Genomic DNA, 16,242 nt, shown 5'->3' with positions numbered 1-16,242 from the left:
GTGCCGCCGTGCTAGCACCGCGACACAGTGAAAGGGAAGCGGGCCTTATCCGGCGCTTACTGATCGATGATCATCGTGCCGGGGTGATGCTTGTCGAGATGCTTCTTGATGATCTTGAGGTTGCGCGTGTTCGAGCGGAACAGGAGGTCGAACGCGTCGCCCGCGATCGGGATCGCGCCGAGCGCGGTGTCGACGCCGAGATTGCCGATCATCCGCCAGATCTTCCACTTCGGCATGCCGAGGTTGCGCGCCTCCCAGATGAGATAGGCGCCCATCAGGCCCGAGATGACATCGCCAACGACGGGCACCAGCCCGACGATCGCGTCGAGCCCGACGGGGCGGTTGATGCCGGGGATGACGAAGCTGCGCTCGAGGATGATCTCGAGCGTCTCGACGCGCTTGCGCAAGGCCGCGGGATCGCGGCGGTTCTGGATCAAGGAATCGAACAGGGCGTCGGTGTCGGGGGTCGAAGGGGCCATCCTTGGGTCCTTTCAGGCAGCGCTCGAACTTGCAGCGCCACTGTATTAGTTGGGTAGGGCAATCATGTGATTCAAGGGGTGCTGGCCGCGGCCGTTGGCGCGAAGCCCCGTCAGCCGCTGCGACGCGACCGACCAGCGCAGCGGCGTGGCGATCGGGATGAAGGGCGAATAGCCCGCGAGCAGTTCCTCGGCCTCGCCGATCAGCCGCGAGCGTTCCGCGCTGCCGGTCGCCGCGACGGCCTCGTCGATCTTCTCCTGCGCGTCGCGGTGGCAGATGGTGTCGGCGCGGCACGACAGGCGGCGGAGGCCCCACAAGGCGTCGTCGTTGGGCATCACCTCGTCGATCAGCTTCAGGTCGGCGCGCGCCGCCAGCCCGACGCGGCGGCTCGGTACGCCCAGCCGCGCGAAGTCCGCGGCGACATAGGCATAAAGGATGCGCCCGCCCGGCGAGTCGGGGACCGCGATACGCAGCGGCGCGATCTCGCGCCCGCCCGCGCGCCAGGCATCGATCGTGCGCTTCGCCTGGACGAAGCGCGACTGCTCGTCGAACTCGGCCCAGGCGGGCAGCAGCGGCGTCGGCCCGACGTCGCGCGTGTAAAGGTCGGGGCGCAGGGTGACCTGCGACTGCCATTCCTGCAGCCCGAAGGCATCGACCAGCCGCTCGCGCCGGATCGCGCGCGACAGCGCCTCGCGATTGGCCTGCACGCCGAGCAGGCCCTCGCTGCTGGTGAAGCTCAGCCCGAACAGCCCGGGCACCGGGTCGACGACGAGGCGCGAGCGCCCGATGTTCGACGCCGCGAAATAGGGGAGGGTGGAGAAGCGCCCGCCGATGACGCCATCGGCATAGCCGTTCTTGAAGCGCGCGAGCGCCTTGGGCGCCGAGGTGCCGACGAGTTCGATCGACGCCGCGGGATCGGCGGCGGCCGCCTCGGCGGCTTCGGGATCCTCGGCCAAGGGATCGGCGACGGGGGTCAGCAGCATCGCCTTGCCGATCCGTTTCGCGCGCATCGGGCCCCAGCCGAGTCCGCGGTTGACGATCGCCATCGAGGGCTGGGCGAGCAGTTCGAGCATGCCCGGCTGCGCGATCGAGAGGCGGATTTCGACGACCGTATCGGTCATCGCGCGGATCGCCTCGACCTCGGGAAAATCGCCGCGCAGCGGGTGGCGGCTGCCGGGGCCCAGATAAGAGCGCAGGATCGCGGCGACGTCGCCCGCGGTGACCTTGCGCCCGTTCGCCCATTTGGCCTCGCGGATGCGGAAGATATAGCTGCGCCCGTCGCCGGTGACGGTCCAGCGCTCGGCGAGCCCGACGTCGATCTGTGCCTCGCCGTCGTAGCTGACGAGCCCCTGCGAGCTGGCGTCGAGCAAGGCGGCATTGGCGGCGTTGAGCTCGCCGCCGACGGGGCTGACCGCGCCGTTGAGCGTGCCGATCGCGGCGATCGTCACCGGGCCGCGCGCGCCGAACAGCCCGCAACCCGACAGCGGCAGCGCCAGGCTCGCCACCGCCGCCGTTGCCGCCGCGATGCGTCCATATCTGCCTGCTGCCGTCATTCCGCGCCTTTTCGTTGCACCCACTAAGCCAATCATAACCAAGTGCTGCGAAACGGGAATAGGGCTCCGGGGATTTTGGCGAGGATATGGACGGCCGGGACGAGGAAAAGGGCTGCGAAAGCGTCGCGCTGCGCATCGACGTCGGCGGCCGGACGCTCGGGCATCTCCGGCGGCGGCTGCGCGTGATGCCGCACGATCTCGACGCCGTGCTGGCCGAGGCGCCTGCCGCGATGCCGCCCGCAGCGCACGACGGCTGGCTGCTCCGTTCGCTCCCCGCCGCGCGGCTGCCCGAACTGGGGGCCGGGCTGGACGGCTGGCTGGTCGCGGTGCGCCAGCACTATCCGCGCCACTATATCGCGATGGAGGGGCGGAGCTTCGACGGTTGGTGGCAGGGCTTTTCGTCGAAGACGCGCTCGACGCTGTCGCGCAAGGCGCGGCGGCTGGCGGAGCAGGTCGAGGGCGGCTTGACGGTGCGCGCCTATCGCAGCGCCGACGAAATCCGTGCGTTCATGGCCTTGGCCGTGCCGCTGTCCGAGCGCACCTATCAGGCGCGGCTGATGCAGGCGGGGCTGCCGACCGGCGACGCAGATGTCGCCGCGGCGGTCGCGGCGGCGGAGGCCGACGATGTCCGCGCCTTCCTGTTGTTCGCCGGCGAGCGGGCGATCGCCTATCTCTACCTTCCGGTCGAGCGCGACATCCTGGTTTACGCGCATCTCGGCTACGATCCCGACTTCGCCGAACTGTCGCCGGGTACCGTGCTGCATGTCGAGGCGATGCGCGCGCTCTTTGCCGAAGGGCGGTTCCGCGCCTTCGACTTCACCGAGGGTGACGGGGCGCACAAGGCGCAGTTCGGCCGCGATTCGATCGCCTGCGCCGACGTGCTGGTGCTGCGCCCGACGCTGCGCAATCGTGCGGCGCTGGTGGCGATGCGGGGCGTCGACGCGGCGGCGGCGCGCGGCAAGGCGTGGCTCGACAGGCTGGGGCTGCGGGCGCGGGCCAAGGCGCTGCTCCGGCGCTGAAGCGCGCGGGATTGGCGCTGGTGCGGACGCCGGGACTTGAACCCGGATATCCAGAGGATGGCAGATTTTAAGTCTGCTGCGTCTACCGATTTCGCCACGTCCGCCCAGCCTCGCCGGTCAAGCCGAGGCGCGCGATGAGGTCAAGCGATCTTTGCCGCTTCACCGCCCCGGGCGGACCCGCTAGAGGGGCGGGATGGAAGCTGTCCTCACCATCGCCGGACTCGGCAAGACGTACAAGGGCGGCCATACCGCGCTGTCGTCCGTCGACCTCACCATCAACAAGGGCGAGATTTTTGCGCTGCTCGGCCCCAATGGTGCGGGTAAGACGACATTGATCAGCATAGTATGCGGCATCGTCACGCCGAGCATGGGGACGGTGACCGTCGCCGGGCACGACCATCAGCGCGACTATCGCGCGGCGCGCGCGATGATCGGGCTGGTGCCGCAGGAACTGCACACCGACGCGTTCGAGACGGTGCTCACCACGGTCAGCTTCTCGCGCGGGCTGTTCGGCAAGCCGCGCGACCCGGCGTTCATCGAGCAACTGCTGCGCGACCTGACGCTGTGGGACAAGCGCGACGCCAAGATCATGGAGCTGTCGGGGGGGATGAAGCGCCGCGTGATGATCGCGAAGGCGCTCAGCCACGAGCCCGAGATCCTGTTCCTCGACGAGCCGACCGCGGGGGTCGATGTCGAGCTGCGGCGCGACATGTGGAACATGGTCCGCGGGCTTCGCGAGCGCGGGGTGACGATCATCCTCACCACCCACTATATCGAGGAGGCCGAGGAAATGGCCGACCGCGTCGGGGTGATCACCGGCGGGCGGCTGATCCTGGTCGAGCAGAAGGACGAGCTGATCAAGAAGCTCGGCCGCAAGACGCTGACGCTCAACCTTGCCGAAACGCTCGCGGCGATCCCCGAGGAACTGGCGCAGTGGAAGCTCGAGCTGGCGGGCGACGGCAACGAACTGGTCTATGAGTTCGACAGCCGCGCGGAGGCGACGGGCGTGCCGTCGCTGCTGCGGCGGATGACCGACATCGGGGTGCAGTTCAAGGACCTGCACACGCGGCAGAGCTCGCTCGAGGATATTTTCGTCGGGCTCGTCCACGACAGCAACAATGCGAAGGGAGAAGCCGCATGACCGCGAACTGGCGCGGCGTGCGCGCGATCTACATGTTCGAGCTCGCGCGCTTCGGGCGCACCGTGTGGACCAGCCTGATGCTGCCGGTGATCACGACCTCGCTCTATTTCGTCGTCTTCGGATCGGCGATCGGCAGCCGGATGACCGAGGTCAGCAACGTTCCCTATGGCGCGTTCATCGTGCCGGGACTCATGATGCTGACGATGTTCACCGAGAGCATCAGCAACGCCAGCTTCGGCATCTACATGCCCAAATGGACGGGGACGATCTACGAGATGCTGTCGGCGCCGCTGTCGCCGCTGGAGACCGTGATCGCCTATGTGGGCGCCGCGGCGACCAAGTCGGTGATCATCGGCGCGATCATCTTTGCGACCGCACATCTGTTCGTCGACGTCCAGGTCGCGCATCCCCTGTGGATGGTCGCCTTCATGATCCTGATGGCAGTGACCTTCTGCCTCTTCGGCTTCATCATCGGCATCTGGGCGCAGAGCTTCGAGCAGTTGCAGGTGATCCCGCTGCTCGTCGTCTATCCGCTGACCTTCCTGGGCGGCGCCTTCTACTCGCTCGACATGCTGCCCGCGGCGTGGCGGACGATCACCCTGTTCAACCCCGTCGTCTATCTGATCAGCGGCTTCCGCTGGACCTTCTTCGGGCAGGGCGATGTCGGCATCGAGGTCAGCATGGGCGCGGTCGCGCTCTTCCTGACCCTGTGCCTCGCGGTGATCTTCTGGATGTTCCGGACGGGCTACCGGCTCAAGAACTGAGCCGGGCCCGCAGTGCCGCGGCGGCGGCGTCAGCTGCCGTTGAGCCGCTCGCGCATTTCCTTGCCGGGCTTGAAATAGGGCACGCTCTTCGCCTGCACGTCGACCGCCGCGCCGGTGCGCGGGTTGCGGCCGGTGCGCGAGTCGCGGCTGCGGGTCGAAAAGGCGCCGAAGCCGCGCAGTTCGACGCGGCCGCCCGACGCGAGCTGGTCCACGATGGAATCGAAGAAAACATCGACGATCTTTTCGACCTCTTCGAGGCGTAGGTCGCTGTTTTCGCTAGCGATCTTTTGAACCAGTTCCGACCGGATCATAGCTTCCCCTATCGTTGACGCGCATCTTTACGATGCTGGCTACCGGTCGTTGCCGGCCCCGTGCGTGAGACCCCTCCCAACGCGGTCGCCAGACTAACATGAATCAGCAGGGGCGCAAAATATATCGCCGAATCAAAAGGCCCGCCGGACGCATCCGGCGGGCCTTCTGTCTCATTTCGGTAATGAAGCGCTGGATCAGCTCTTCTTGCCGGCTTTCAGCGCTTCGCCGAGGATGTCGCCGAGCGACGCACCCGAGTCCGACGAGCCGTACTGCGCGACGGCCTGCTTCTCTTCGGCGATCTGCATCGCCTTGACCGAGAAGCTGGGCTTCTTCGAGCGGTCGAAGCCGGTGACCATCGCGTCGAACTTCTGGCCGACCTGATAGCGCTCGGGGCGCTGCTCGTCGCGGTCGCGGCCGAGGTCGGCGCGCTTGATGAAGCCGGTGGCGCCATCATCGCCAGCCTGCACTTCGAGGCCGTTGTCGCGGACTTCGAGGACGGTCACGGTGACGACGTCGTTCTTCTTCACCGAACCCGCGCCGGCAGCGGCGCCGCCGCCGACGGCCGGGGCGCCCTTTTCGAGCTGCTTGATGCCGAGGCTGATGCGTTCCTTCTCGACGTCGACGTCGAGAACGACGACCTGCACGGCCTCGCCCTTGCGATGGAGGTGCAGCGCTTCTTCGCCCGAGATGCCCCAGGCGATGTCCGACATGTGGACCATGCCGTCGACGTCGCCGGGCAGGCCGACGAACAGACCGAATTCGGTCGCGTTCTTGACTTCGCCTTCGACGACCGAGCCGACCGGGTGGGCTTCGGCGAAGGCACCCCAGGGGTTGGACTGGGCCTGCTTGAGGCCAAGCGAGATGCGGCGCTTGTCGCTGTCGACTTCGAGGACGATGACGTCGACTTCCTGGCTGGTCGAGACGATCTTGCCGGGGTGGACGTTCTTCTTGACCCACGACATTTCGCTGACGTGGACCAGGCCTTCGATGCCGGCTTCCAGCTCGACGAACGCACCATAGTCGGTGATGTTCGTGACGACGCCCGACAGCTTCGCACCGACGGGGTACTTGGCGGCGACGCCTTCCCACGGATCGCTTTCGAGCTGCTTCATGCCGAGGCTGATGCGCTGCGTGTCGCGGTTGATGCGGATGATCTGGACGCGGACGGTGTCACCGATGTTGATGACTTCGCTCGGGTGGTTGACGCGCTTGTAGCTCATGTCGGTGACATGGAGCAGGCCGTCGATGCCGCCGAGGTCGACGAACGCACCATAATCGGTGATGTTCTTGACGGCGCCTTCGATGATCTGACCTTCTTCCAGGTTCTGGATCAGGCCCGAACGCTGTTCGGCGCGCGTTTCCTCGAGGATGGCGCGGCGCGACACGACGATGTTGCCGCGGCGGCGATCCATCTTGAGGATCTGGAAGGGCTGCGGCAGGTCCATGAGCGGACCGACGTCGCGCACGGGGCGGATATCGACCTGCGAACCCGGGAGGAACGCCACGGCGCCGCCGAGGTCGACGGTGAAGCCGCCCTTGACGCGGCCGAAGATGACGCCTTCGACGCGGGCTTCCTTGTTGAATTCTTCTTCCAGGCGGTCCCAGGCGGCTTCGCGGCGAGCGCGGTCGCGCGACAGCATGGTTTCGCCATTGGCGTTTTCGACGCGGTCGACATAGACTTCGACTTCGTCGCCGACGTTGAGGTCGGCCTTCTGGCCCGGCATCGCGAATTCGCGAAGCGGCACGCGGCCTTCGCTCTTCAAGCCGATGTCGATCACTGCCAGGTCGTTTTCGATCGCGGTCACGGTGCCCTTGACGACGCGGCCTTCAAAGCCGCCATCAGCACCACCCAGCGATTCGTCGAGCATCGCGGCGAAATCGTCGCGCGACGGAAAAGCCGTAGAGGCCATAGATGTTCTTCCTTACTTCATTTGTTCCGGCCAAGCGGTTGGTTCCGCTGGTCTTGTGGCCGATCCGTCCTGCCCGCCGGATGCGAAGCAAGACATCCTCTGGACGCGCCATCGGCGAGCCATGGGCAAAGCAAAAAGGGCGCGACGAGTGCGCCCCGTCACGCCCGACGCTCGTTACAAGCGGCGGTTTGTCCATGCCTCGACCGGCTGGAGAGCCCGTCGGACGAGCGGGCCTATAGGCGCGAAGCGGCGGATTAGCAAGCCGGAAGCTTCCTTTCCCCGTCACCCCGGATCAAGTCCGGGGTGACGGGGAGGAGGGCACCGAAGCCGGTAAACCCCATCGTAAGACCTCGCCCGTATGCTCGCGGCCATTCGAGAGGGGTCTCAATGCCACAGGCGGTGCATGGTCCGTTCGCCGATCCGGCGGTCGAAGCGCGTTTCCAGGAAACGGCGCGCACGCTGCGCTTGCCCTTCGTGCGCGTTTACGGCGTGCTCTTCATGCTCGTGGCGCTCGCCTATACGATCGCCAATCCCTTGTTCGTCAGCCATGAGGATACGGCGAAGCTTGCGGTCTATTTCGGCTGCATGCTGATCCTCGCGGGCTCCTATATCGGCGCGACCTTCTGGCCCGGCTATCTCAGCCGCCCGGGGATCGACTTCGCCGCGCTGCTCGGCATCGTCTTCCTGCTCGGCCATATCAACTTGGTCCTGTTCGACGAGCTGATCGAGATGCAGGAGGAGATGCACGCGGTGGGGGTGATGAACCGCCTGTCGGTGAGCGCCTTCGCCGCGGTCGCGCTCGCCAGCCGCCCGCGGCTGTTCCTGCTGTGGCTCGCGCTCGACGTCGTCGTCTTCCTCTCGACCGTGCTCGCGGTGCAGAGCCATGGCGCGGGCCTCTGGTACGCGCTGCTCAGCTATATGAGCGGCGCGATGATCATGATCGCGATCAATTTCGCGATCGACCGTTCGAGCCGCGGCGCCTTCGCGCTCGCCGAGGCGCTCGAAGCCGAGCGCAAGCGCAACGAGGAACTCGTCTACAACATGCTCCCCGTCGCGGCGGTCGAGCGCATCCGCGACGGGCGGCTGGTCGCCGACGCCTATGCCGACGCCAGCGTGATCTTCATCGACATGGCGGGCTTCACCAAGCTCGCGCAACGCGTGTCGCCGGGGCATCTGGTCGAGCTGCTCAACACCTTCTTCAACCACGCCGACCGCTGCGCCGCCGAGCACGGCGTCGAAAAGGTCAAGACGATCGGCGACGCCTATCTGGCGATCGCGGGCGCCAACCTCACCACGCGCAACAGCGCCGACACCGCGATCGCCTTCGCGCGCTCGGTGCTCGAGGTGGTGGGCGAACTCCAGCAGCTCGCCGGGGTCGAGGTCGGGCTGCGCGTCGGCATCCACAGCGGGCCGGTGGTCGGCGGGGTGATCGGCGCGACGCGCATGGCATACGATTATTGGGGCGAGACGGTGAACATGGCCGCGCGGCTGGAGGGCACCGCGCCGGTCAACGGCATCGCGATCTCCGAAAGCACCTGGCTGCGCGCCAAGGACCGCGCCGAATTCGGACCGCCGCATGTCGAGATGCTGAAGGGGGTTGGCGAAACCGCGGTCTATCACGCCGCGCCTGCGGAGCGCGTGCCCAACGCATTGCCCGATATCAGCTGGGTCGCCTGACCTTTTCCCCGACGAAGGCGATCGCGGCGGCGATGCCCTCGGCGACACTCAGCCCGCTATTGTCGAGCAGCATCGCGTCGAGCGCGCGCAGCAGCGGTGCCTCGCTCCGCCCGGTGTCGCGCGCGTCGCGGGCGTGGATGTCGGCGAGCACCGCGTCATAGCCGATCTCGACCCCGCGCCCGAGCATTTCGGCATGGCGGCGCCGTGCGCGTTCCTCGGCGCTGGCGGTCACGAACAGCTTGGCGTCGGCGTGCGGTGCGATCACGGTGCCGATGTCGCGCCCGTCGAGCACCGCGCCGCCGGGTTGGTTCGCAAAATCGACCTGCCGCTGGAACAGCGCCGCGCGCACCGCGGGATGGATCGACGCGCGGCTCGCTAGGCTGCCCGTGCTTTCGTAGCGCAGCGCCGGATCATCGAGCAGACTGGCGGGAAAGTCGCACGCCGCCAGCGCATCGGCAGCATTGTCGGGATCGCCGTGATTGAGCTGCGTCTGATAGCCGACCGCGCGGTAGAGCAGCCCGGTGTCGAGCACGGGCAGGCCGAAATGCTCGGCGATGGCACGGGCGATGGTGCCCTTGCCCGACGCGGTGGGGCCGTCGACCGCGATGATCATGTGAAATGATATCCGTCGAAGCGTATGCGCAGCAGGTTGCCGTCGCGGTCGAAGCCGATCTGGATCCAGCCGGGATCGAGCGTGGCGCTGCACTCGACCGGGCCGACATTGCCCGAGACATGCGCGGGGTCGCAATCGACCTCGCCCTCGCCCTCGCCCTCGCCCTCGCCCTCGCCCTCGCCCAGGAACCGCCGGACATTGGCGATCACATCGGCCTGTCTGCGCGCGGTGCCGATGCCGAGGGCTTCGATGGGACGGCCGGCGAAGGCTTCGGCCTCGATGGTCTTGATGACGATGGTGAGTGCGGTTTCGTCGTCCCCCCATGCGAAATGGCCGACGCCCGACCGGTCGCGCCATTCGCATTCGTTCGACTGGTCGCATCCCCGCTCGACGATCTCGGTCAGGCGATCGCGCGCGGCGGCGAGTGCACTGTCGATCGGGAAGGCCGAGAAGCTCCGGTCGACGCGCAACTGGACCGCGCTCGGGCAATAGTCGACCTCGCCGTCGCATGGCGCATTTGCCGTTCTTGGCAGTTCGGCTTGGTCTTGTGCACCGACAGCCGGGTGGCTGACGGCAAGCAGCGCAGGGAGGGCGCCGATCGAGGCGAGACAGCGCGACTTCATCGTTGGAGCCCCGTCAGCAGCGCTTCGAAATTGGGAAAGCTCGTCGCCACCGGCGCGATGTCGTCGATCGTCACCGGCGCCTTGCTCACCAGCCCCGCGATGGCGAAGCTCATGCAGATGCGGTGGTCGAGGTGGCCGGCGATCGTCGCGCCGCCGGGCAGGGGCTCGCCACCGGTGCCGTCGATGACGAGGCCGTCCTCGCTCTCCGCGACGCGCGCGCCGATGGCCTCGAGCCCGCTCGCCATCACCGACAGGCGGTCGCTTTCCTTGACGCGCAGTTCGTCGAGGCCGGTCGTCGTCGTGCGGCCCTCGGCGAGCGCGGCGGCGACGAAGAGGATCGGGAATTCGTCGACCATGCTCGGCACGACCGCGGGATCGACCTCGATGCCCTTGAGCGTGCTGTGACGGACGCGCAGGTCCGCGACGGGCTCGCCGCCCACCTCGCGTGCATCGAGCAGCTCGATGTCGCCGCCCATCGCCCGCAGCACCTCGACCAGCCCTGCGCGCGTCGGGTTGAGCCCGACATTGGCGATGGTCACGTCGGAGCCCGGCACGACCAGCGCCGCGACGATGAAGAAGGCCGCCGACGAGGGGTCGCCGGGGACGACGATCGTCTGCGGCCTGAGCTCGGCCTCGCCCATGATCGAAATCCAGCGCGTGCCGTTCGGCTCCACCTCGACTTCCAGCGTCGCGCCGAAGCCCTTCAGCATGCGTTCGCTATGGTCGCGCGTGGGCACGGGTTCGATGACTTCGGTGATGCCCGAGGCGTTGAGCCCCGCGAGCAGCACCGCGCTCTTCACCTGCGCCGACGCCATCGGCAGGCGATAGGAGAGGGGGATGGCGGGGGCGAGGCCGCGGACCATGAGGGGGAGGCGGCCGCCGGGCGACGCGCTGATGTCGGCGCCCATCTGCGAGAGCGGATCGATGACGCGGCCCATCGGGCGTCCCGACAGGCTGGCGTCGCCCGCGAAGGTGACGGTGATCGGATGGCTCGCGACGAGGCCCATCAAGAGGCGCGTCGAGGTGCCGCTATTGCCCATGTCGAGCGCTTCGCGCGGCTGGAGCAGCCCGCCGACCCCGACACCGTGGATGCGCCATTCGCCGTCGTCCCGCCGCTCGATGTCGGCGCCCATCGCGCGCATCGCCGCGGCGGTGGCAAGCACGTCATGCCCCTCGAGCAGCCCCGTCACGCGGCTTTCACCCACCGCGAGCGCCGACAGCATCAGCGATCGGTGCGAGATGCTCTTGTCCCCGGGGATCGCGATCCTACCTTGGAGCGGAGCGGAAGCGGAAAAGCTGCGGGGCGTGGCGCTCTGATCGGTCATGACGTGCGGCTTTTGACAGCGGCCCTGCAATCTGGCAAGGCGCACGCCGATTTGACGGATAGCTATTCAACTGCCGTCGCTTTTCCGATATTTTTATCCTGTTTCCAGAAGGTTATGAGGCGTTTATGGTGAAGGCTGAATGGGGCACGAAGCGTAGCTGCCCGAAATGCGCAACGCGATTCTACGATCTGACCAAGGACGACCCGGTCGCGTGCATCAATTGCGGCTATGCGTGGATCCCGGAATCGGTGCTGAAATCAAAGCAGCCGATGCCGTTCGAAGAAGCCGAAAAGCCCGGCAAGGTCGTCAAGGAACCCGAAACGGCCGATGACGATCTGGATCTGGACGTCGATGTCGACGAGGACAGCGATTCGCCCGACAATGACGTCGATCTCGGCGGCGACGACGATCTGGGCGTCGCGACCGCGGACGACGACGACGACGAAAGCTGATCTTTTCGGCAGGGGGTCAAAAAAGCGTCACAGGATGCATTTGGCCCCTTGCATATGGGACGCGCGCTGGTAAAGGCGGCGTCCCGGTCGCACCGCTGAGGCGCGACCCCTGAATGGAACGGGGCCTTAGCTCAGCTGGGAGAGCGCCTGCATGGCATGCAGGAGGTCAGCGGTTCGATCCCGCTAGGCTCCACCATTCACCAAAAAGGCCCGCGAAAGCGGGCCTTTTTTGTTGCGCGACGGGTGGAGGCCTATTCGGCCGCTTCGGTCTCGAACAGCGGCTGCAGCTCGATCGGATCGGCGAGCGTGATGCGATCGAGGATCGCCGCGGTATCGTCGCGCACTTTCAACATTAAACTGCGCATCCGGCATTCGGATTCGGGCAGGCAGTTCTTGCAATGCTCGTGCGCGTTGCGCGCCGCGCAGGGGACGAGCGCGAGCGAGCCGCGCGTCAGCCGCACCAGGTCGCCATAGCTGATGTCGACCGGCGGCAGCGCGAGTTGATAACCGCCGTCGCGCCCGCGCTGCGACAGGAGCAGCCCTTCGCGCGCCATTTCGGACAGGATGACGGTCAGGAATTTGGGCGGGATATTCTGTGCGTCGGCGATGTCCGCAAGCTGGACCTGCCCCTTGCCCCAATGGTCGGCGAGGTGCTGGAAGGCGCGGATCGTATAGCGGGTCTTTTGCGACAGCATGGCGACGGTAGTGATGCATATTCAGCCTTAATTCAACCTGTCTGGCTGACATTGTGCGAAGAGTTGATGAAAATCACAGCGGGTGGCATGAACCCCCGTTACAGGGGTCGCCGAAAAGCCCGTGGGGGCGGATATGGCTGGAGCGATGATTATGCGGAAATTGATGGCGGCGCCCGCGGTACTGGCCGCCTGTTTGCTCGCGGTGGCGCCGGCCGAGGCGCAGTTCGGCGGATTGCTCCGCAAGGTAACGTCGCCGACTCCGACGCCGAGTCCGAGCGAGAAGGACAATGGCGGCTGTCCGAAGGGCAAGAAGGGCGACGGTACCGGCCGCAAGATATTGGGCGGCATCTTGAGCGACACGATCAGCAGCGCGGCGGGCCGCACGGGCTTCGGCAGCTATATCCCCAGCGCCGAGGTCGCAGGCACGCTGACCGACGCGATCGCCTGCCGCCTCGATCCCGGCGAGCAATTGCAGGCTGCCGCGGCGACCGAGGAGGTGACGCGCGGTGAAGAAGTCGGCGCGACAGCCAGCTGGACCAGCACGACGCGCGAGAATGTCAGCGGGACATCGACGGTGGCGTCGATCAACACCGAGCAGGGTGGCCGCAAGTGCATGAACGTCAACGACTTCATCATCGTCGACGGTGAAGAAACGCAGGTCACCAAGCGCATGTGCAAGGGCCCGGGCGATACGCGTTATGTCCTTGCGGCGTGAACTGCCCCGCCTCGCGTTGGCCGCGGTCGCCCTGGCGAGCCTTACCGGCGCGACCGGCATGGACCCGGCGAACCCGAGCTGCCCGCTCAACCCCGACTGGTCGGCCAACAAGACGATGACGCTGAAGGTCGAGAAGCGCGGCGACATGAAGGTGATGCTGGCCGAGGGGCGCGTCGACGCGGGGTTGCCCGAGCGGCTCGCCGCGGCGCTCAAGGCGAATCCCGATGTCGCCGAAATCTGGCTGCGCTCGCCCGGCGGCGACGCGCGCGCGGGCAATGCGGCGGGGCGCATCATCCGGTCGAACCTGGGTCTCGGCACTCGCATCCCCAGCGGCTGGACCTGTTTCAGTGCGTGCAATTTCGTGTTCATGGGCGGCCAGCCGCGCATGATCGATCCCGGCGGCGTATTCATGGTCCATATGTTCACTCGTACGGGTGACCGTTCGGCGATCGACATGAGCGTCGCGATGGGCACCGATGCGACCAAGGAACTGATCGGCAGTATCGAACAGGATTCGGCGCTGCTCGCCAGCGAGGATAATGATTTCCTGATCCGCATGGGCGTGTCGCGCAAATTGCTGACCGACATCATGTATCGCCAACAGGCCGTCGCCACCGAAGAGGACAAGTCGACCCGGCGCTGCCTGACGCTCGACGAGGCGCTGAAATATGGCGTGACCTACGCCGTTGAATAGCGCGCGCGCGTTTGCCGCATGCCTGATCGGCGCTTTGCTGGCGGGCGCGGCGCAGGCCGATCCGGTGGCGTCATGCCGGCCGACGTTGCCCGGTTGGGATTCGGCGACGCTGCGCATCGAGGTGCAGGGCGACACTTTGCTCGTCCAGGGACGGATCGAAGGCGATCTGCCCGCGCGGCTCAAGGCTGTGCTCGCCGCCCATCCGGATGTTGCCACGATCCGTTTCAATGCCTCGGGCGACGACCGGGCCAGCGCAATGGCGGCGGGGCTGGTCCTGCGCGCGGCGGGGAATTTCGAGGCGCATGTCCCGGCGGGCGCGAATTGCACCGATGCCTGTGCGCTGCTGTTCCTCAGCGGCCGGATCCGTTCGGTCGATCCGGCAGCGGTGTTCGATCTCGGACAATTTTACGAGCCGGCGCAGGGTTCGGCGAAGAGCGCCGATATCGCGCGGCAAAGCCTCGAAGTGTCCAACTATCTGATCCGCATGGGCGTTTCGCGGAGGCTCCTGACCGGCACGCTCGATCGCGATGCCGCTTCGGCCGCGTCCGGCGCCAGCCGCTGCCTGACGCCCGAGGAACTCCACGGCTATAACGTTGCAAATTGGAACGAATAATTTAGGCTGCCCTCAACCATAGGAGAGGCTGCCATGACCGATATGACGCACGACCACGCGTCCTTCCGCTCGATGATCGACGGGACGCAGGAGGATTGGGACATCATCGCGCGCGAGCAGAAGGAGTTCGCGCCGCAGAACGGCAAGCGCATCCTCGACCATCTGAAATTGCTCGGCGGCGATTATGGCGGCTTTCCGGTCGATCGCCTCGAACATTGCCTGCAGACCGCGACGCGCGCGCACCGCGACGGCCGCGACGAGGAATATGTCGTGATGGCGCTGCTCCACGACATCGGCGACACGCTGGGCGCGTTCAACCATCCCGATGTCGCGGCGGCGATCCTGAAGCCTTTCCTGTCGGAAGAAAATCTGTGGATCGTCCAGCACCATGGCATCTTCCAGGGCCATTATTTCTTCCACTACCTCGGCCTCGACCGCGACATGCGCGACCAGTTCAAGGATAGCCCGCATTACGCCGCATGCGCCGAATTCTGCGAGAAATATGACGCGCCGGCGTTCGACCCCGAATATAAGAGCGAGCCGCTCGAGTTCTTCGAGCCGATGGTGATGCGACTCTGCTCCTATCCGCGCACGAGCATCTACAAGAAGGTGATGGTCGAGGAAGCGGCGGAGTAAGGGATCGACTGAAAAACAAACGTCATCCCGGCGAAGGCCGGGATCTCGCCTTGGGCTCATGGCACAAGCGTCGAGACCCCGGCCTTCGCCGGGGTGACGGCTAAAGTTGTTAGCTTACTTCCCCTTGAATGCCGTCTTGCGCTTTTCCTGGAAGGCCAGCACGCCCTCGACCGCATCCTCGCTGTTGCCCGCGACGAACTGGCCCATCGCCTCGGCGTCGAGCGTTTCGGCGAAGCTCTGCGACAGGCCGGCGCGCAGGATCTTGCGCATCGTGCCCAGCGACACCGTCGGGCCGCTCGCGAGGCGCACCGCCATCGCGCGCGCTTCGGCCAGCAGTTCGGCATCGTCGACGCATTTATAGACAAGGCCCCATTCGGCCGCTTGCTCGCCGCCGATCTTTTCGCCGAGCATCATCATCTGCGCCGCGCGCGGCAGGCCGATCAGCCGCGGCAGCAGCCACGACGAGCCGCCGTCGGGAACGAGGCCGATATTCACGAAGGCCTGGAGGAAATAGGCCGACTTGCCGACGAAGGTGAAGTCGCCCGACAGGCCGAAGCTGCAGCCGACGCCCGCCGCCGGACCGTTGACCGCGGTGACGACGGGGATGTCGAGGTTCGCGAGCGCGAGCAGCATCGGGTTATAATGGTTGCGCAGCGCCTTGCGGCTGTTCGCGCCGCCGCCGACCGCCGACGCGGCGCGGTCGCCGCCGAGGTCGGCGCCCGAACAGAAACCGCGTCCCTCGCCGGTGATCAGCAGCGCGCGCGCACCGAGCACGGGCAGATGGTCGAGCGCGTCGCGGATCTCGTCGGCCATCGCGGGCGGCATCGAATTGAGCCGTTCGGGGCGGTTGAGCGTGATCGTCGCGACTTGGTCGGCGATCTCGAGCTTGATCATTTCGTAGCTGGGGACAGTCATGGGGAAGAACTCCTCTCGCGGGATTATCGGCTTTACCTTTACGTTCACGTAAAGTTGTGGCCGATTTGCGGGGGGAGCGCAAGAGGGAAGGAGAGTGGGGGGTGCGGG

The 16,242-nt window shown here is 66.5% G+C and carries 18 protein-coding genes and 2 tRNA genes; 10 read left to right on the top strand and 10 right to left on the bottom strand.

Translation table 11 applies throughout. The features are described 5' to 3' along the window. Positions 1 to 56 precede the first annotated feature (56 nt). Positions 57 to 479: a DUF4112 domain-containing protein gene (locus ATE62_RS04840; protein WP_058806855.1), complete on the bottom strand. Its 423-nt coding sequence runs from the start codon at positions 477 to 479 to the stop codon at positions 57 to 59. 45 nt (positions 480 to 524) lie between these two features. Further along, positions 525 to 2,030 (bottom strand): ABC transporter substrate-binding protein, encoded by a 1,506-nt coding sequence (locus ATE62_RS04835; protein WP_058806854.1) that lies wholly within the window; start codon positions 2,028 to 2,030, stop codon positions 525 to 527. A gap of 86 nt (positions 2,031 to 2,116) precedes the next feature. Here ATE62_RS04835 and ATE62_RS04830 point away from each other — a divergent pair, with 86 nt between their 5' ends. Next, complete coding sequence (locus tag ATE62_RS04830) at positions 2,117 to 3,049, top strand: GNAT family N-acetyltransferase (RefSeq protein WP_058806853.1); 933 nt, start codon at positions 2,117 to 2,119, stop codon at positions 3,047 to 3,049. An 18-nt stretch (positions 3,050 to 3,067) separates the two neighbouring features. Here ATE62_RS04830 and ATE62_RS04825 read toward each other — a convergent pair. After that, positions 3,068 to 3,153 (bottom strand) — tRNA-Leu (locus tag ATE62_RS04825). Between the two features lie 89 nt (positions 3,154 to 3,242). On the opposite strand from ATE62_RS04825, the gene ATE62_RS04820 reads away from it, so the two are divergent. Then, positions 3,243 to 4,190 (top strand): ABC transporter ATP-binding protein, encoded by a 948-nt coding sequence (locus ATE62_RS04820; RefSeq protein ID WP_058806852.1) that lies wholly within the window; start codon positions 3,243 to 3,245, stop codon positions 4,188 to 4,190. Then, complete coding sequence (locus ATE62_RS04815; RefSeq protein ID WP_058806851.1) at positions 4,187 to 4,954, top strand: ABC transporter permease; 768 nt, start codon at positions 4,187 to 4,189, stop codon at positions 4,952 to 4,954. Before ATE62_RS04820 ends, ATE62_RS04815 begins: the two co-directional genes overlap by 4 nt. A 29-nt stretch (positions 4,955 to 4,983) precedes the next feature. On the opposite strand, the gene ATE62_RS04810 is transcribed toward ATE62_RS04815, so the two are convergent. Together ATE62_RS04810 and rpsA are read right to left on the bottom strand one after the other, a co-directional pair. Continuing rightward, the gene (locus tag ATE62_RS04810) at positions 4,984 to 5,265 is read right to left on the bottom strand and encodes an integration host factor subunit beta (protein ID WP_058806850.1); all 282 of its coding nucleotides are present in this window, start codon (positions 5,263 to 5,265) and stop codon (positions 4,984 to 4,986) included. 195 nt (positions 5,266 to 5,460) lie between these two features. Then, a complete protein-coding gene (gene rpsA / locus ATE62_RS04805; RefSeq protein WP_058806849.1) occupies positions 5,461 to 7,176 on the bottom strand; it encodes a 30S ribosomal protein S1 in 1,716 nt (571 codons plus the stop codon). Positions 7,177 to 7,563: 387 nt separating this feature from the next. Between rpsA and ATE62_RS04800 the strand changes: the two genes are divergently transcribed. After that, positions 7,564 to 8,853, top strand: a complete 1,290-nt coding sequence (locus ATE62_RS04800; protein ID WP_058806848.1) for an adenylate/guanylate cyclase domain-containing protein — start codon at positions 7,564 to 7,566, stop codon at positions 8,851 to 8,853. Here the strand turns inward: ATE62_RS04800 and ATE62_RS04795 are convergent. From ATE62_RS04795 to aroA, 3 genes are read right to left on the bottom strand one after another with little or no spacing between them, the layout of a single operon-like run. Continuing rightward, on the bottom strand, positions 8,837 to 9,466 hold the full coding sequence (locus ATE62_RS04795) for a (d)CMP kinase (RefSeq protein WP_058806847.1): 630 nt from the start codon (positions 9,464 to 9,466) through the stop codon (positions 8,837 to 8,839). The two genes, ATE62_RS04800 and ATE62_RS04795, sit on opposite strands and share 17 nt — an antisense overlap. After that, positions 9,463 to 10,089, bottom strand: a complete 627-nt coding sequence (locus tag ATE62_RS04790) for a hypothetical protein (protein WP_058806846.1) — start codon at positions 10,087 to 10,089, stop codon at positions 9,463 to 9,465. Before ATE62_RS04790 ends, ATE62_RS04795 begins: the two co-directional genes overlap by 4 nt. After that, positions 10,086 to 11,414, bottom strand: a complete 1,329-nt coding sequence (gene aroA / locus ATE62_RS04785; protein WP_058806845.1) for a 3-phosphoshikimate 1-carboxyvinyltransferase — start codon at positions 11,412 to 11,414, stop codon at positions 10,086 to 10,088. The genes ATE62_RS04790 and aroA overlap by 4 nt, the downstream gene beginning before the upstream one ends. Positions 11,415 to 11,539: 125 nt before the next feature. On the opposite strand from aroA, the gene ATE62_RS04780 reads away from it, so the two are divergent. Both ATE62_RS04780 and ATE62_RS04775 read left to right on the top strand, forming a co-directional pair. Further along, entirely contained in the window at positions 11,540 to 11,866 is a 327-nt protein-coding gene (locus tag ATE62_RS04780) for a TIGR02300 family protein (protein WP_058806844.1), read from the top strand. Positions 11,867 to 11,986: 120 nt separating this feature from the next. After that, positions 11,987 to 12,062: transfer RNA gene (locus tag ATE62_RS04775), tRNA-Ala, on the top strand. A 55-nt stretch (positions 12,063 to 12,117) separates the two neighbouring features. Here the strand turns inward: ATE62_RS04775 and ATE62_RS04770 are convergent. Further along, positions 12,118 to 12,561 (bottom strand): RrF2 family transcriptional regulator, encoded by a 444-nt coding sequence (locus tag ATE62_RS04770; protein WP_058806843.1) that lies wholly within the window; start codon positions 12,559 to 12,561, stop codon positions 12,118 to 12,120. Positions 12,562 to 12,712: 151 nt separating this feature from the next. Here ATE62_RS04770 and ATE62_RS04765 point away from each other — a divergent pair, with 151 nt between their 5' ends. Genes ATE62_RS04765 through ATE62_RS04750 form a run of 4 tightly spaced genes read left to right on the top strand, consistent with a single transcriptional unit; the run spans position 12,713 to position 15,219 of the window. Beyond that, complete coding sequence (locus tag ATE62_RS04765; RefSeq protein WP_058806965.1) at positions 12,713 to 13,276, top strand: hypothetical protein; 564 nt, start codon at positions 12,713 to 12,715, stop codon at positions 13,274 to 13,276. Between the two features lie 16 nt (positions 13,277 to 13,292). Next, complete coding sequence (locus ATE62_RS04760; RefSeq protein WP_231736114.1) at positions 13,293 to 13,970, top strand: hypothetical protein; 678 nt, start codon at positions 13,293 to 13,295, stop codon at positions 13,968 to 13,970. Next, positions 13,963 to 14,583, top strand: coding sequence for a hypothetical protein (locus tag ATE62_RS04755; RefSeq protein WP_058806841.1), 621 nt, complete (start codon positions 13,963 to 13,965; stop codon positions 14,581 to 14,583). Before ATE62_RS04760 ends, ATE62_RS04755 begins: the two co-directional genes overlap by 8 nt. Before the next feature lie 33 nt (positions 14,584 to 14,616). After that, positions 14,617 to 15,219 carry an HD domain-containing protein gene (locus tag ATE62_RS04750; protein WP_058806840.1) on the top strand — a complete coding sequence of 201 codons (603 nt, stop codon included), beginning with the start codon at positions 14,617 to 14,619 and terminating at the stop codon, positions 15,217 to 15,219. 114 nt (positions 15,220 to 15,333) lie between these two features. Here ATE62_RS04750 and ATE62_RS04745 read toward each other — a convergent pair whose 3' ends face one another. Next, positions 15,334 to 16,134 carry an enoyl-CoA hydratase-related protein gene (locus ATE62_RS04745; protein WP_058806839.1) on the bottom strand — a complete coding sequence of 267 codons (801 nt, stop codon included), beginning with the start codon at positions 16,132 to 16,134 and terminating at the stop codon, positions 15,334 to 15,336. Between the last annotated feature and the right edge of the window lie 108 nt (positions 16,135 to 16,242).

The sequence above is a fragment of the Sphingopyxis sp. HIX genome (assembly GCF_001468285.1).
Lineage (GTDB): Bacteria > Pseudomonadota > Alphaproteobacteria > Sphingomonadales > Sphingomonadaceae > Sphingopyxis.
Note: the sequence above shows the minus strand (reverse complement) of the source record. Positions and strands in the feature narration are given on the sequence as shown.